This window comes from Stappia sp. TSB10GB4, from assembly GCF_900185745.1.
In the GTDB taxonomy this organism is placed as follows: Bacteria; Pseudomonadota; Alphaproteobacteria; order Rhizobiales; family Stappiaceae; genus Stappia.
In genome coordinates, this window is sequence record NZ_FYAV01000031.1 from 72,773 (window position 1) to 87,023 (window position 14,251).

Annotated in this window: 12 protein-coding genes; 10 read left to right on the plus strand and 2 right to left on the minus strand. The window is 70.2% G+C overall.

From position 1 onward, the window contains the following. The first annotated feature begins 87 nt into the window (after positions 1 to 87). From TSB10GB4_RS05080 to cobM, 6 genes are read left to right on the plus strand one after another with little or no spacing between them, the layout of a single operon-like run. The gene (locus TSB10GB4_RS05080) at positions 88 to 1,275 is read left to right on the plus strand and encodes a sirohydrochlorin chelatase (RefSeq protein ID WP_371328858.1); all 1,188 of its coding nucleotides are present in this window, start codon (positions 88 to 90) and stop codon (positions 1,273 to 1,275) included. Then, positions 1,272 to 1,931: a precorrin-8X methylmutase gene (locus TSB10GB4_RS05085; RefSeq protein WP_186394826.1), complete on the plus strand. Its 660-nt coding sequence runs from the start codon at positions 1,272 to 1,274 to the stop codon at positions 1,929 to 1,931. Before TSB10GB4_RS05080 ends, TSB10GB4_RS05085 begins: the two co-directional genes overlap by 4 nt. Further along, positions 1,928 to 3,157 carry a precorrin-6y C5,15-methyltransferase (decarboxylating) subunit CbiE gene (cbiE, locus tag TSB10GB4_RS05090; RefSeq protein ID WP_186394827.1) on the plus strand — a complete coding sequence of 410 codons (1,230 nt, stop codon included), beginning with the start codon at positions 1,928 to 1,930 and terminating at the stop codon, positions 3,155 to 3,157. Before TSB10GB4_RS05085 ends, cbiE begins: the two co-directional genes overlap by 4 nt. Next, complete coding sequence (cobI, locus tag TSB10GB4_RS05095; protein WP_208984450.1) at positions 3,154 to 3,882, plus strand: precorrin-2 C(20)-methyltransferase; 729 nt, start codon at positions 3,154 to 3,156, stop codon at positions 3,880 to 3,882. Before cbiE ends, cobI begins: the two co-directional genes overlap by 4 nt. Next, positions 3,852 to 5,672 (plus strand): precorrin-3B C(17)-methyltransferase, encoded by a 1,821-nt coding sequence (gene cobJ, locus TSB10GB4_RS05100; RefSeq protein ID WP_244296485.1) that lies wholly within the window; start codon positions 3,852 to 3,854, stop codon positions 5,670 to 5,672. Before cobI ends, cobJ begins: the two co-directional genes overlap by 31 nt. After that, on the plus strand, positions 5,669 to 6,460 hold the full coding sequence (cobM, locus tag TSB10GB4_RS05105; protein ID WP_186394829.1) for a precorrin-4 C(11)-methyltransferase: 792 nt from the start codon (positions 5,669 to 5,671) through the stop codon (positions 6,458 to 6,460). The genes cobJ and cobM overlap by 4 nt, the downstream gene beginning before the upstream one ends. 15 nt (positions 6,461 to 6,475) lie before the next feature. On the opposite strand, the gene TSB10GB4_RS05110 is transcribed toward cobM, so the two are convergent. Further along, positions 6,476 to 7,798, minus strand: a complete 1,323-nt coding sequence (locus TSB10GB4_RS05110; RefSeq protein WP_186394830.1) for a cobyrinate a,c-diamide synthase — start codon at positions 7,796 to 7,798, stop codon at positions 6,476 to 6,478. A gap of 2 nt (positions 7,799 to 7,800) precedes the next feature. Continuing rightward, positions 7,801 to 8,739, minus strand: a complete 939-nt coding sequence (gene cobA / locus TSB10GB4_RS05115; RefSeq protein WP_186394831.1) for a uroporphyrinogen-III C-methyltransferase — start codon at positions 8,737 to 8,739, stop codon at positions 7,801 to 7,803. 102 nt (positions 8,740 to 8,841) lie between these two features. Between cobA and TSB10GB4_RS05120 the strand changes: the two genes are divergently transcribed. From TSB10GB4_RS05120 to TSB10GB4_RS05135, 4 genes are all read left to right on the plus strand, one after another. Next, positions 8,842 to 9,948 (plus strand): cobalt-precorrin-5B (C(1))-methyltransferase, encoded by a 1,107-nt coding sequence (locus TSB10GB4_RS05120; RefSeq protein WP_186394832.1) that lies wholly within the window; start codon positions 8,842 to 8,844, stop codon positions 9,946 to 9,948. Further along, positions 9,945 to 10,700, plus strand: coding sequence for a cobalt-precorrin-6A reductase (locus TSB10GB4_RS05125; protein ID WP_186394833.1), 756 nt, complete (start codon positions 9,945 to 9,947; stop codon positions 10,698 to 10,700). The genes TSB10GB4_RS05120 and TSB10GB4_RS05125 overlap by 4 nt, the downstream gene beginning before the upstream one ends. A gap of 124 nt (positions 10,701 to 10,824) precedes the next feature. Beyond that, positions 10,825 to 12,864 carry a GumC family protein gene (locus tag TSB10GB4_RS05130; protein ID WP_186394834.1) on the plus strand — a complete coding sequence of 680 codons (2,040 nt, stop codon included), beginning with the start codon at positions 10,825 to 10,827 and terminating at the stop codon, positions 12,862 to 12,864. Next, positions 12,845 to 14,206 (plus strand): UDP-phosphate alpha N-acetylglucosaminyltransferase, encoded by a 1,362-nt coding sequence (locus TSB10GB4_RS05135; protein WP_186394835.1) that lies wholly within the window; start codon positions 12,845 to 12,847, stop codon positions 14,204 to 14,206. Before TSB10GB4_RS05130 ends, TSB10GB4_RS05135 begins: the two co-directional genes overlap by 20 nt. Positions 14,207 to 14,251 lie beyond the last annotated feature (45 nt).

Genomic DNA, 14,251 nt, shown 5'->3' on the forward strand with positions numbered 1-14,251 from the left:
AGAGGGAGCTTTTGAGATGAAACCGGAATTTGTCTTCGCCGCCGTTTTGGCCGAGCGTCCCCTGCGTTGCGACCGGGGAGAGGCATGATGGCCGATGCGATGACTGCGACGGGCGAGAAGCTGGGCCTGATGATCTGCGGCCATGGCAGCCGCAACCGCGGCGCGGTGCGCGAATTCGCCCAGCTCGCCGAGCGGCTGAAGGCCCGCTTTCCCGGCTGGCCGGTGGAATACGGCTATCTCGAATTCGCCAATCCGGTGATCAAGGACGGTCTCGACCGGCTGCGCGAGCAGGGTTGCACCCGCATCCTTGCCGTGCCGGGCATGCTGTTCGCCGCCGGCCATGCCAAGAACGACATCCCGTCCGTGCTCAACACCTATCAGGCGCAGCACGACGGCGTGACGATCACCTATGGCCGTGAGCTCGCCGTCGACACCAGGATGATCCGCGCCGCCGGCGACCGCATCCGCGAGGCGCTGGAAAAGGCAGGCGACGACGTGCCGCTGCACGAGACCCTGCTGATGGTCGTGGGGCGCGGCGCCTCCGATCCCGACGCCAATTCCAATGTCTCCAAGGTCACCCGCATGCTGTGGGAGGGCTTCGGCTTCGGCTGGGCCGAAACGTGCTATTCCGGCGTCACCTTTCCGCTTGTCGAGCCCGGCCTCGAGCACGCGGCGAAGCTCGGCTATCGCCGCGTCGTCGTCTTCCCGTATTTCCTGTTCTCCGGCGTTCTCGTCAGCCGCATCTACAACACCGCCGACGAGGTGGCGGAGCGCCATCCGGATATCGAGTTCGTCAAGGCCGGCTATCTCAACGACCATCCCCAGGTCATCGACACGATGGCCGACCGGGTCACCGAGATCCTGCAGGGCGCCAACCTGATGAACTGCCAGATGTGCAAGTATCGGGAGCAGGTGCTCGGCTTCGAGGCCGATGTCGGGCGGCCGCAGGAAAGCCACCACCACCATGTCGAGGGGCTGGGCGCCGACGCCGAGTGCAAGCTGTGCGAGGACGTGTGCACCGGCGCCTGCGAGGCGCAGGCCGCGAGCCATCACTCGCACCATCACGACCATGACCATGGCCATCACGACCACGACCACCATCATCATGATCACGGCCATCATCATCATGACCATGACCATGATCATGGGCACCACCACCACCACGGCCATCACCACCACCATGGTCACGGCCACGATCATGATCATCACCATCCGCCCTATCCGCATGCCGATCACCCGCTGGGGCCGAAGTCGATGAGGAAGCGGACCACATGACGGGCGGCGGCGGCCGGTACGACTACGAGCACGATCCTGCGGAAATCTATCGCCGCTCCTTTGCCATCGTGCGCGAGGAGGCCGACCTTTCCGCCCTGCCCGAAGCGCTGCATCCGGCCGCGATCCGCATCGTCCATGCCTGCGGCATGCCCGAGGTCCTGTCCGATCTCGCCTGGCGCGGCGAGGTCGCGGCGGCGGTAGGGAACGCTCTGGCAGCCGGTGCGCCGGTCTTTGCCGATGTGCGCATGGTCTGCGAGGGGGTGATCCGCGCCCGCCTGCCGGCCTGCAACGATCTCGTCTGCACGCTCAACGAGCCGCCGGTGCCCGGCCTTGCCCGTCGTCTCGGCACCACCCGCTCGGCGGCGGCCGTCGACCTTTGGCGCGACCGGCTGGAGGGCTCCGTCGTCGTCGTCGGCAACGCCCCGACCGCGCTGTTTCATCTGCTGGAGCGGATCGCCGAGGGCTTTCCGCGCCCGGCCGCGATCCTCGGCTTCCCGGTCGGCTTCGTCGGTGCAGCCGAATCGAAGGAGGCGCTGCTGGAAAGCCCGCTTGATATCCCCTGCCTGGTGCTGCGCGGCCGGCGCGGCGGCTCGGCCATCGCCGCTGCCGCCCTCAACGCGCTGGCCGCCGGCGTGCCGGAGGAGGGGACCGCGTGAGCAGCGACAATGACACGGCACGGCCCGCCCCCTGGCTGACGGTGATCGGCCTCGGCGAGGACGGCGTTGCCGGACTGTCCCCGATTGCCCGGCAGGCGCTGGCCGATGCAAGGCGCGTCTTCGGCGGCGCCCGCCATGGCGAGCTCGTCGCCCCGCTCGGGATCAAGGTCGAGACCTGGCCGAGCCCGTTTCACGAAGGGCTGGACGCGCTGCTGGCCGCGCGCGGCAAGCCTGTCGCGGTGCTGGCGAGCGGCGACCCCATGTGGTTCGGCATCGGCTCGACGCTCGCGCGCTCCGTGCCGCACGACGAAATGCTTGTCCTGCCGGCGCCCTCGTCCCTGTCGCTTGCCGCCGCGCGGCTCGGCTGGCCCTTGCAGGACGTCGAGACCCTGTCGCTGCATGGCCGCCCGCTCGATCTCTTGCGGGCAGTCCTTTATCCCGGCGCCAGGCTCCTGTGCCTCACGTCCGGTGCCCGTGCGGCGGAAGAGATCGCCGACCTGCTTGTCGACGAGGGCTATGGCGCCAGCCGGCTGACCGTGCTGGAGCATCTCGGCGGACCGGCCGAGCGGGTTCTCTCGGGCAGCGCCGAGGGCTGGCGCGGCGAGGTCGCCGCCCTCAACGTCGTGGCCGTCGAGGCGGTCGCGGTGCGCGACACGCCGCTGCGCCCGCGCCTTCCCGGCCTGCCGGACGATGCCTTCCGTCATGACGGCAAGATCACCAAGCGCGAGGTGCGCGCGGTCACGCTCGCCCGCCTTGCGCCCATGCCCGGCGCGCTCCTTTGGGACATCGGCGCGGGCTCGGGCGCGGTCGCCATCGAGTGGCTGCGTGCAGCTCCCCGCAGCCGCGCCATCGCACTGGAGCCGGACGACACCCGCCGCGCCACGGCACGGGCCAATGCGGCGGCCCTCGGCGTGCCGCATCTCGACCTTCGCCCCGATGCCGCGCCGCAAGGTCTCGACGGCTTGCCGGCGCCCGACGCGATCTTTCTCGGCGGCGGCCTGACTGCACCCGGCACGCTGGAGGCGGCGCTCGCAGCGCTCCGGTCCGGCGGCCGGCTGGTCGCCAATGCGGTGACGCTGGAAAGCGAGGCGATCCTTCTTGCCGCCCATGCCCGCCATGGCGGCGAACTGGTGCGCATCGCCGTGTCGCGGGCCGGCGCCGTCGGCGGCATGACCGGATGGCGTCCGCTGATGCCGGTGACCCAGTGGAGCCTGATCGTCCCATGACTGCTGGAACCCTTTACGGCGTCGGCCTTGGCCCCGGCGATCCGGACCTGATGACGGTGAAGGCGCACCGGCTGATCTCGACCGCGCGGGTCGTCGCCTATCCGGCACCGGACGACGGCGAGAGCTTTGCCCGCTCCATCGCGGCGGCGATCATTCCGCCGTCCGCCCGCGAGATCCCGATCATCGTGCCGATGCGCGTTGCGCGCTTCCCGGCACAGGCCGTCTACACCCGCGCGGCCGAGGAGATCGGCGAAGTCCTCGCCTCCGGCACGGATGTGGTGACGCTGTGCGAGGGCGACCCGTTCTTCTACGGCTCCTTCATGTATCTGTTCGAGCGGCTGTCCCGGCGCTTTCCCTGCGAGATCGTGCCGGGCGTGACCTCGCTCACCGCCTGCGCCGCCCGCCTTGCCCGGCCGCTCACCGCGCGCAACGATGTCCTCACCGTCATTCCCGGACCGCTGCCGGACGAGGAGATCGCGGCGCGGATCGAAGCGTCCGGTGCCATCGCCATCATGAAGGTCGGGCGCCACCTGCCGCGCCTGCGCCGGTTGATCGAGGGGCTGGGCCTCATCGATCATGCAGGCTATGTGGAGCGGGCGACGCTTCGGGCAGAAAAGGCGATGCCCCTTGCCGAGGTGACGGACGCCGCCGCCCCCTATTTCTCGATGATCCTGATCTACAAGGGAGACGAAGCGTGGATGCTACCGCCGCAATCCTCGTCCTGACGCCGGCGGCGGAGCCTGTCGCGCGCCGCATCGCGGCCGCGCTTCCGGGCGCCATGCTGCATGGGCTCGCCCACCGGGTGCCCGGTCTCGACGTGTCCTTCGCCGAGACGCTGAACCATATCCGCGCGCTCTATCAGGCCGGCACGCCCATCGTCGGCGTCTGCGCCTCCGGCATCCTGATCCGCGCGCTGGCCGCCGTGATCGAGGACAAGCGGTCCGAGCCGCCGGTTCTCGCCGTCTCGGAGGACGGGGCCAGCGTCGTGCCGCTGCTCGGCGGCCATCGCGGCGCCAATTCGCTCGCCCGCCAGGTGGCGGAGGCGCTGGGAGGCCATGCGGCGGTGACGACGCAGGGCGACACGGCGCTGGGCGTTGCGCTCGATTCGCCGCCCAAGGGCTGGTGGCTCGCCAATCCGCAGGATGCCAAGGGCGTCATGGCCCGCCTGCTGGCCGGCGAGCCCGTCCGTCTCACGGGCGAGGCCCCCTGGATCACCCGCTCGCGCCTGCCGCTGGCCGACACGGCGGAAATGGAAATCGTCGCCAGCGTCGAGGCCATCGCGCCCGGTGCCGACCGGCTCGTCTATCACCCGCGCCGGCTCGTCGTCGGCGTCGGTTGCGCCAGGGGCTGCCCGGCGGAGGAACTCGCCGCGCTGGTGCGCGAGGCGCTAAGCAGTGCCGGCCTTGCCGAAGGGGCGGTGGCGCTTGTCGCGACCCTCGATCTCAAGGCGGACGAGGCCGCGGTCAACGCGCTCGCCGGCCAGCTCGGTGTGCCGCTGCGCGTCTTTCCCGCCGCCCGGCTGGAGCAGGAGACACCGCGCCTTGCCAACCCGTCGGACGTCGTCTTCGCCGAGGTCGGTTGCCACGGCGTCTCCGAGGGTGCGGCGCTGGCCGCGACCGGGGCGGAAGGGTCCCTGCTCATCGAGAAGCGCAAGACCGCCAATGCCACCGTCGCCGTCGCCCTTGCGCCGGAGCCGGTCAACCCGGCCGAGGCGGGACGCCCGCGCGGCCGTCTTGCGGTGATCGGCATCGGCCCCGGCCGCGACGACTGGCGCACGCCGGAAGCCTCGCACCTGCTCGCCGATGCCGACGAGGCGGTCGGTTATTCGCTCTATCTCGACATCGTCGCACCGCTGATCCAGGGCAAGCCGCGCCATGCCTTCCCGCTCGGCGCGGAGGAGGAGCGCGTCCGCTTCGCGCTGGAGCGGGCCGGCGAGGGGCGTTCGGTGGCGCTGGTCTCCTCGGGCGATGCCGGCATCTACGCCATGGGCGCGCTGGTCTACGAACTGCTGCACCGCGACACGGCCGAGGGCGGCGTCTCGGATGCGGCAAAGCGCGTCGAGGTGGTCAACGCCCCCGGCATCTCGGCGCTGCAGGCAGCGTCCGCGCGCATCGGCGCGGTGCTCGGCCATGACTTCTGCACCATCTCCCTGTCGGACCTCCTGACCCCGTGGCAGGCGATCGAGCAGCGGCTGCGGGCCGCCGCCGCCGGCGATTTCGTCATCGCCTTCTACAATCCCGTGTCGAAGCGCCGCCGCACCCAGTTGGCCGAGGCACGCGAGATCCTGCTCGCCGCCCGCCCGGCCGATACGCCGGTGGTGCTCGGCTACAATCTCGGCCGCGAGGGCGAGACGCTGACCGTGACGACGCTCGGCGAGCTGCGCGTCGACGATGTCGACATGCTGACCACCGTGCTGGTCGGCTCGTCCGCCTCGCGCGCCGTCATGACCGGCTCGGGCCGGCCATTCGTCTACACCCCCCGTGGCTACGCCAAGCGCATCGAGGAAAAGCTGTGACCGTCCACTTCATCGGCGCCGGGCCCGGCGATCCCGACCTCATCACCGTTCGCGGGCTGAAGCTGATCGCGGCTTGCCCCGTCTGTCTTTACGCCGGTTCGCTGGTGCCGGAGGCCATCGTGGCGACCGCGCCCGAGGGCGCGCGCGTCATCGACACCGCGCCGATGACGCTCGACGAGATCATGGCGGAGATCGAGGCGGCGCATGCGCGCGGCGAGGATGTGGCGCGCGTCCATTCCGGCGATCCCTCGCTCTACGGCGCGATTGCCGAGCAGATCCGCCGGCTGAAGGAGAAGGACATCCCCTTCGACGTGACGCCCGGCGTTCCGGCCTTTGCCGCCGCCGCCGCCGCGCTCGGCCAGGAGCTGACCGTGCCGGAGATCGCCCAGACGGTGATCCTCACCCGCACCACCATGAAATCCTCCGACATGCCGAAGGGCGAGGACCTGGAGACGCTCGGCAGGAGCGGCGCGACGCTGGCGATCCACCTCTCTATCCGGAACCTGCGCGAGATCGAACGCCAGCTCGTCCCGCTCTATGGTGCCGACTGTCCCGTCGTCGTCGCCTACCGCGTCGGCTGGCCGGACCAGAACTTCATCCACGGCACGCTCACCGACATTCGCGACAAGGTGCGCGAGGCGAAGATCACCCGCACCGCGCTGATCTTCGTCGGCCGGGCACTGCAGCCGGCCGCCGATTTCCGCGACAGCGCCCTTTATCACGCCGACCATGTGCATGTGCTGCGGCCGAAGAAGAAAAAGGCGAAGGCCGCAGTGCCGTCCGCCTGACCGGGCGTCACGCCGTCAGGCGCGATCGATCAGGTGAATGAACGAACCCGAGACGCGGCCGACGCGCAGGCCGACATCGCCGACCAGCGCTCCAAGCGCATCCCGTGCCTGGAACAGCCGCTCGGCCTGGCCTTCCTGCACGATGGTCGCGTAGTGGAATTCGTGCCCCGCAAGCTGTCCCTGCCACGGTGCGCCGGCAAAGGCGAAGAGCCGCCGGTAGCCGAGCTGGCGCCTGCGCGTTGCAAAGCTCGTCTCCAGCGGCAGCAGGCCCAGCATCGGGTGGCGGGAGCCCTCAGCGTTGGTCAACTCGTCGCCCAGCACCATGTAGCCGCCGCATTCGCCATAGATCAGCGCGCCGCGCGCCGCCGCCCCGTGCATGCCGGCCCTGAAGCTGCCGGCCGCCGCGATCCGGCCGGCATGCAGCTCCGGATAGCCGCCGGGCAGATAGACCGCGTCGCACTGCGCATCCGGGGCCTCGTCGGCGAGCGGCGAGAAGAACGACAGCTCGGCGCCCTGCGCCTGCCAGCCTGTCAGGAGATGCGGATAGGCAAAGGCGAAGGCGATGTCGCGGGCAATCGCGACGCGCTGGCCGGGCGGCGGCAGCGTTGCCGCCGCGCCGCTGCGCGCGAGTGGGCGCGCCAGCGCGCGGATCGCGTCGAGGTCGCAGCTCTCGGCGATGCGGGTGGCCGCGTGATCGAGAAACGCGGCGAGATCGCCGTGTTCTCCCGCCTGCACCAGTCCGAGATGGCGTTCGGGCAAGTCGAGCCCGGCATCGCGCGGCACCGCGCCGAGCACCGGCATGCCGATGCCGGTAAGCGCTGCGCGCAGCATCTCGGCGTGGCGCGGGCTGCCGACCCGGTTGAGGATCACGCTGGCGACGGTCACGTCCGCGCGGTGGTCGCGAAAGCCCCGCACCAGCGCGGCGACCGACTGCGACTGCTTTGCCGCATCCACCACCAGCACCACCGGCAGCCCCAGCCGTGCGGCGAGATCGGCGGTCGAGCCGCTGCCGTCGGCCGCGCCGTCGTAAAGGCCCATCACACCTTCGACCAGCAGCAGCTCCGCATCTTCCGCCTGGCGCGCGGCGAGCGTCTCGACGAGGTCGCCGCGCATGGCGAAGGGATCGAGATTGACGCAGGGCCGGCCGCTCGCCGCCGCATGGAAGGCGGGGTCGATATAGTCCGGCCCGGTCTTGGCGCTGGCGACGCGGATGCCGGCCTTGCGGAAGGCGGCGAGCAAGGCAAGCGTCAGGGTGGTCTTGCCGCTGCCCGAGGCCGGTGCGGCGAGGACGAGGCCGCTGCCTGCCCTGGATTCGCCTGCCCTGATTTCGGCGGTCATGGTCAGCCGCCGCTCGCCGGTCGTGCGGTGGTCGCCTCGCGCAGGCCCAGCGGGTTGGGGTCGAGCTTGCGCCCGGCGGCCGCGCCCAGCCAGTCGAGCCCGGCGCGCAGCCGCACCACCTCGCCCACGACGACGATGGCTGGCGGCTCCAGCCCGGCGGCTTCCGCATCGGCGGAGGCGCGGGCCAGCGTCGTCTCCAGCACCGTCTGGTCGGGCAGCGAGGCGTTGCAGACGATGGCGACCGGCTCCTCGCCCCGGCGCCCGCCGGCCAGCAGCTTGGAGACGATCAGGTCGAGATGCTTCATCGCCATATACATGACGATGACCGGCGCGCCGCGCGCCACCGCGTCCCAGTCGATGGCCGAAGGCGTCAGGCCGGTCTGGTCGTGGCCGGTCAGGAAGGTGACGGTCTGATTGGTGTCGCGATGGGTCGCGGGAATGCCGGCATAGGCGAGGCCGCCGATGCCGGCCGTCACGCCGGGAATGATGCGGAACGGCACCCCATGCGCGACCAGCGTCAGCGCTTCCTCGCCGCCGCGGCCGAAGACGAACGGGTCGCCGCCCTTCAGCCGCAGCACCCGCTTGCCGGCCCTTGCATAGTCGACCAGCTTCAGCGAGATGTCGCGCTGCTTCGGGCTCGGCTTGCCGCCGCGCTTGCCGGCATAGTCGATGACCGCGTCGGGCCGCGCGAGATCGAGGATCGAGGCATCGACCAGCGCGTCATGGACGATGACGTCGGCTTGGGCGAGGCCGTTGAGCACATGCAGCGTCAACAGGCCGGGATCGCCCGGCCCGGCGCCGGCCAGCCACACCGAGCCGGCGGCGAAGTCGGGAAGGCGGACGCCGCGCGGCAACAGCCCGCCGAGCGGGGTCTCGGGGGCGGCGGCGGGGCGGGGAGCGGCCGTGTCGGCAGCCTGGTCCGGGCGGTTCGCGTTTGACATTCCGGTCAGTTCTACGCCGCTCCGGCCGCCGCGCCAAGGTCGGTTGGCGTCGGCGTCCATAGCAATTGCGACCTTGCCGCGCCCGCCCCTATAGTCCGGCGCATGAGCCGCAAGGAAACATCCGCGCTTCGCCGGGGCTGGACCACCGGAACCTGTGCGACCGCCGCCGCCAAGGCGGCCTATCAGGCCTTGCTGACCGGCGCGTTTCCCGATCCCGTCGAGGTGACGCTGCCGAAAGGCGAGCGGCCCGCCTTCGCGCTGGCGCTGGAGGAGTTGGGCGAAGATTTCGCCCGCGCCGGCATCGTCAAGGATGCGGGCGACGACCCCGACGTCACCCATGGCGCGACGGTGATCGCCAGCGTGCGCCTCGCGCCGGCCGGATCCGGGGTTCTGTTCCGCGCCGGCGAGGGCGTCGGCACGGTGACGCTTGCCGGCCTGCCGATCCCGCCCGGAGAACCGGCAATCAACCCGGTGCCGCGCGCCATGATCGCCGGCGCCATTGCCGAGGTGGCCGCCCGCTTCGGCGCGAGCGGCGATGTCGAGGTGGAGATCGCGATCCCCGGCGGCGAGGCGCTGGCGCAGCGCACCATGAACCCGCGCCTCGGCATCCTCGGCGGCCTGTCGGTGCTCGGCACCACCGGCATCGTCCGGCCCTTCTCCTGCGCGGCCTGGATCGCCTCGATCCATCGCGGCGTCGATGTGGCGCGCGCCGCCGGCCTGCCGCATGTGGTCGGCGCCACCGGCTCGACCTCCGAGGATGCGGTGAAGGCGCGCCACGACCTGCCCGAGACGGCCTATCTCGACATGGGCGACTTCGCCGGCGGACTGCTCAAGTATCTGCGAGCCCATCCGGTGCCGAAGCTGACGCTGGCCGGCGGCTTTGCCAAATTCGTCAAGCTGGCGCAGGGCGCGCTCGACCTGCATTCGGCCCGCAGTCAGGTGGATTTCGCAGCGCTCGCCCTGCTGCTGGAGCGGGCAGGGGCCCCGAGCGAGATCGTCGAGGCGGCGAGGGGCGCCAACACCGCCAAGGAGGTGCTCGACCGCGCCGCCGCCGCCGGCATCGATGTCGCCGCCGAGGTGGCGCGCGGCGCCCATGCCGCTGCCCGCGCCGTGCTGCGCGATGCGCCGGTCGATGTCGAGGTGCTGGTGGTCGACCGGGCCGGCGCCGTCGTTGCCCATCGCCCGTTCGATGCGGAAGGTTCCACGTGAGCGCGCCGCTTCCCGTCCTGCTGCTGGCCGGCACCGGCGAGGCGCGGGCGCTGGCCGGCCGGCTTGCCGATGATCCGCGCTTCCAAGTCACCGCCTCGCTGGCCGGCGCCGTCGAGCGGCCGCAGGCCTATCCGGGCCGCGTGCGGATCGGCGGCTTCGGCGGAGCGCTGGGGCTGGAAGAGTGGCTGCGGCGCGTGGGCATTGCCGCGGTGATCGACGCCACCCATCCCTTCGCGGCGCGCATCTCCGCCAATGCTGTCGCCGCCTCGCAAGCAGTCGGCCTTCCCCTGTTGCGGCTGGAGCGCCCGGCCTGGAAGGCCGAGGGAGGCGATAACTGGCAGGAGGTTGCCGATCTGGACGAGGCGGCGGAGCGGCTGCCGCGGGGAGCGCGTCCCTTTCTTGCCATCGGTCGCAAGGACATCTCGCGTTTCGCAACGCGCCGCGATCTCGACTGTTTGACGCGGATGATCGACCCGCCGGAGCCGGAAACTGCGCTGCCGCCGGGCCGGCTGCTGCTGGCTCGCCCTTCCAGGGATATCGACGCGGAAGCCGCCTTGCTGGAGCAGCACGGCGCGACTCATCTGGTGACCAAGAACAGCGGCGGCCCCTTCGGCGAGGCGAAGCTGCTCGCCGCCCGCCGTCTCGGCCTGCCGGTGATCATGGTGCGCCGGCCGGCTCTTGCCGGCGGCGAAGTGGTTGCGGATGTCCCGGCCGCGCTGGCCTGGCTGGAGGCGCGGGCCGCCTCCCGGTGAGGTCGGCGCTTGCCCCGCCGGCCTCGGCTGGTCGTGCCGAATGCACGACCACTTGAGGAAATGTTAACCATGACGGTCGAGACTTGCGAGCGTGCCCGCCCGTGGCGTGGCACCGGGGCGCAACGTGACCCGTGAGACGAGCAGCGGCTTCCCGAGCATGATCGATATCTACCAGATCCCCGGCATTCTGAAGAAGCGCATGATCTGGCTGATCATTGTGCCTCTGGTCTTCATGACGCTGGCCGTTCTCTATCTGATGCTGCGCACGCCGACCTACAAGGCCTTGGCGGAACTGCTGATCGAGCCGCAGGCCCTGCAGATCGTCGGCAACGAGATCGTGTCGCGTCAGGGCGGCGACAATTTCCAGCGCCTGGCGATCGACAGCCAGACCTATGTCATCCTCTCGAACGCCACCCTCAACGAGCTCATCGACAAGCTGAACCTTGAGAACGATCCGGCGATCCTGCCGCCTTCCGGCGGGCTTCTGTCGAAGCTGCTGGGCGGCGGCACGGCGCCGTCGGCGGCGGATCGCAGATCCGCGACGATCGCCGGGCTGCGCGAGCGCCTCAAGGTGATGCGCATCGAGAATGCCTTCGTCTTCAACATCTTCATGGAGCATCCTGATCGCTTCCGGGCCGCCGAGATCGCCAACGAGGCGGCGCGCATCTATCTCGACGAGCAGCGCGTCCAGCGCACCGAATCGACCCTGCGCGCCTCGGTCGAGCTGCAGGCCCAGGCCGACAACATGCGCCGGCGGGTGGAGGCGGCGGAGGCGAAGGTCGAGACCTTCCGCGCCGAGAACGGCCTGATCCGCACCAGCGAGCGCGGCCTCGTCGTCGGCCAGCGGCTGCAGGAGCTGAACTCGCAACTGACCCAGGCGCGGGTCGAGCTGGAGGGCGCGCGCGCCAATGCCGATCTCCTCGCCGGGCTGACGGCCGGTGCCATCGAGGGCGGTGCCCTTCCCGTCCGGCTGCAGACCTCCACGCTCGGCTCGCTCCGCGTCCAATATGCCCGCATCGCCGAGCGCGAGGCGCAGGCCGCTACGACGCTCGGGGCCAATCATCCGCAGCTTCGCGAGCTTCGTTCGCAACTGGCCAACACCCGGCAGCTCATCGACGAGGAACTCAGCCGCGTCCGCCGCTCGGCCGATGCCGACCTGCAGCGGGCCGAGGCGAATGTCGCCGCGCTGGAGATCGAGGTGCAGCGCGTCACCTCGACCAGCGTCGACCAGAGCAGGGCGGAAATCCAGCTCCGCCAGTTGGAAAGCGAGGCCGAGTCGCTGGCCTCGGTCTATCGTGTCTTTCTGAGCCGGGCCAAGGAGTTGGACGAGCAGAGCAGCATCGACACCAGCAGCTCCCGCATCATTTCGCCGGCCGTGGCGCCGCTGCGCTCCACCGCCCCCTCCGGCCTCATCGTGCTGCTGGCCGCCGGTGTCTTCGGCACCATCATGGCGGCGGGGGCGGCCGTCGGCTGGGACATCCTCAACGGCAAGCTCGGCTCGGAGCGCGAATTGGTCGACGTCACCGGCGTGCCGCTGATCGCCAGCATTGCGGTTCCGGCCGGCCGGCGGGGGCTGCGCCGACGCGGCGACGACGGCGCGGCCGAGCGGCAGCTTGCCGTCACGCGCATCGCCTTCGCGTTGCGCCATGCGTTCGAGAACGAGCGTCCGGCTCATGTGCTGGTGCTGGCGACCGGTGCGGGCACCGACATCGCGCCGCTGTCGCGGGCCATCGCCGCCAGCCTCTACGACATGGGCGAGGACGTGCTGCTTGCCCGGCCCGGCGACGGCGCCGCCAGGCTCGGCCCGCCCGCCGGCGGCACCGCCATCGCCCAGACCGGCGGCCGCTCGCGTCTGTCCGCCCGCCGCCGCGAGGCGGAGGCCGCGGCGCTGGCGCCCGCGGCGCCGCTGACGGTGGAGCGGCTCGACGGCCAGGCCTACCGGGCGGGACCGGACGCCTTCGACACCGCCGGCAGCGAGTTCCTCATCATCGACGGTGGTTGCGCGCTCGCCAATCCTCATCTGCCCATGCTTCTCGACTATAGCGACGCGATCCTGCTGGTGACCCGGCTCGGCGACACCGCCCGCTCCGATCTCGACAGCACCCTCGCCCTGTTGAAGCCCTGGGAAGAGCGAATGATCGGCAATGTCGCACTGGCCGCCTGACGCCCGGCGCGCGCCTGCCTGGACACGCCTGCCGCCATCGCGGCCCGCCGCGGTTCGCCGGCCCGACACCTATGACCTGTGGCTCCTTGCCGCCGGCCTTCTGATCGTCGGCACGGTGGTCTTCAACTTTTTCCTGGCCTTCCTCAACACCCGGGTGATGGGCATTTCCCAGAACACGGTGATCCTGGCGGAACTGGTGCTGATCGCTGGCGCCATGCTGCTCGCCGCGGATCGCCGGGCCGGGCTCTACGCGCTGCTCGCCATCTATCTGTCCTATATGGCGCTGATCCTGGCGCTGCGACCGGAGCTCGACCTCAAGGCGATCCGCGACGGGCTCATTCCCATCGTCTTCTACTTTCTTGGCCGCCGGGTCCGGGACATCGCCGGCGTCGACCGGATCGTGCTGCTCACCGCCGCCATCGTGGTGGCGGTCGGCCTGTTCGAGTATTTCCTGCTCGACGTCTTCATCGCCTATGTCAACGTGCTGCAATACTACGTCGCCCGTGGCTCGCTGGAGGTCGCCGAGCATATCGTCGAGGGATCCTCGCTGTTCATCAGCGGCATCCGCATGGAAGGGCGCAACATGCTGCCGTTCCTGGGCACGCACCGTGTCTCCTCGGTGTTCCTCGAACCCGTCGGCATGGGCAATTACGGTGCCTTCCTGGTGCTCTGGGCGGTGTTCCGCAAGGATATGGCGGGACGCGGCCTGCTGTTCATCGCCGGCTGCGTCGTCCTCATCCTGTGCGATGCCCGCTTCGGCACGATGGTCTGCTTCGCCAGTGTCGGGGCGATGCTTGTCTACCGGCTGGTGCCGTCCCTGATCTGGTTTCTGGTCCCGGCCCTCATCATCCTGGCGATGGCGATCTACGGCATGACCACGGATGCCTTGCGCTGGGAGGACAATTTCGGCGGCCGCTGGCTGCATGCCTCGTGGCTGCTGCTCAAGCTCGATATCCAGGGCGTCTTCGGCATCTCCACCTATGACGGCTTCCTGGAGGACAATGGCTATGCCTATTCGCTCCACCAGTTCGGCCTCATCGGCGTCGCCGGCCTGTGGGCGCTCTACATTTTCGCGCCGCTGCGCTCGCTCGATGCCTGGCGCTTCCGTGTCCCGATCATCGTCTATATCTGCCTGCTGATGGTGGTCTCCGCCTCGCTCTATTCGATCAAGACCGCCGCCCTGTTCTGGTTCTGCGCCGGCGCCGTCGATGTCTGGCGGGGGTTTGCCTCCGGCCGGGCTCAGCCCGTCGCCAGCCCTAGTGTGGTGAATTTGAAATACGCCTCAATTTCGCAGCGACCGTCAGAGCGTATTTCAAATTCGAAAACCACACTAGAAACATAGGCTTGCTAGTCACCCTTTTGAATCTGAAGTTCGTTCAGAGCATGC

Bases quoted from the DNA above. Each gene is read 5' to 3' on its own strand.
- TSB10GB4_RS05080 (WP_371328858.1), top strand. From the start codon at position 88: ATGGCCGATGCGATGACTGCGACGGGCGAGAAGCTGGGCCTGATGATC.
- TSB10GB4_RS05085 (WP_186394826.1), top strand. From the start codon at position 1,272: ATGACGGGCGGCGGCGGCCGGTACGACTACGAGCACGATCCTGCGGAA.
- cobI (WP_208984450.1), top strand. From the start codon at position 3,154: ATGACTGCTGGAACCCTTTACGGCGTCGGCCTTGGCCCCGGCGATCCG.
- TSB10GB4_RS05110 (WP_186394830.1), bottom strand. From the start codon at position 7,798: ATGACCGCCGAAATCAGGGCAGGCGAATCCAGGGCAGGCAGCGGCCTC.
- cobA (WP_186394831.1), bottom strand. From the start codon at position 8,739: ATGTCAAACGCGAACCGCCCGGACCAGGCTGCCGACACGGCCGCTCCC.
- TSB10GB4_RS05120 (WP_186394832.1), top strand. From the start codon at position 8,842: ATGAGCCGCAAGGAAACATCCGCGCTTCGCCGGGGCTGGACCACCGGA.
- TSB10GB4_RS05135 (WP_186394835.1), top strand. From the start codon at position 12,845: ATGTCGCACTGGCCGCCTGACGCCCGGCGCGCGCCTGCCTGGACACGC.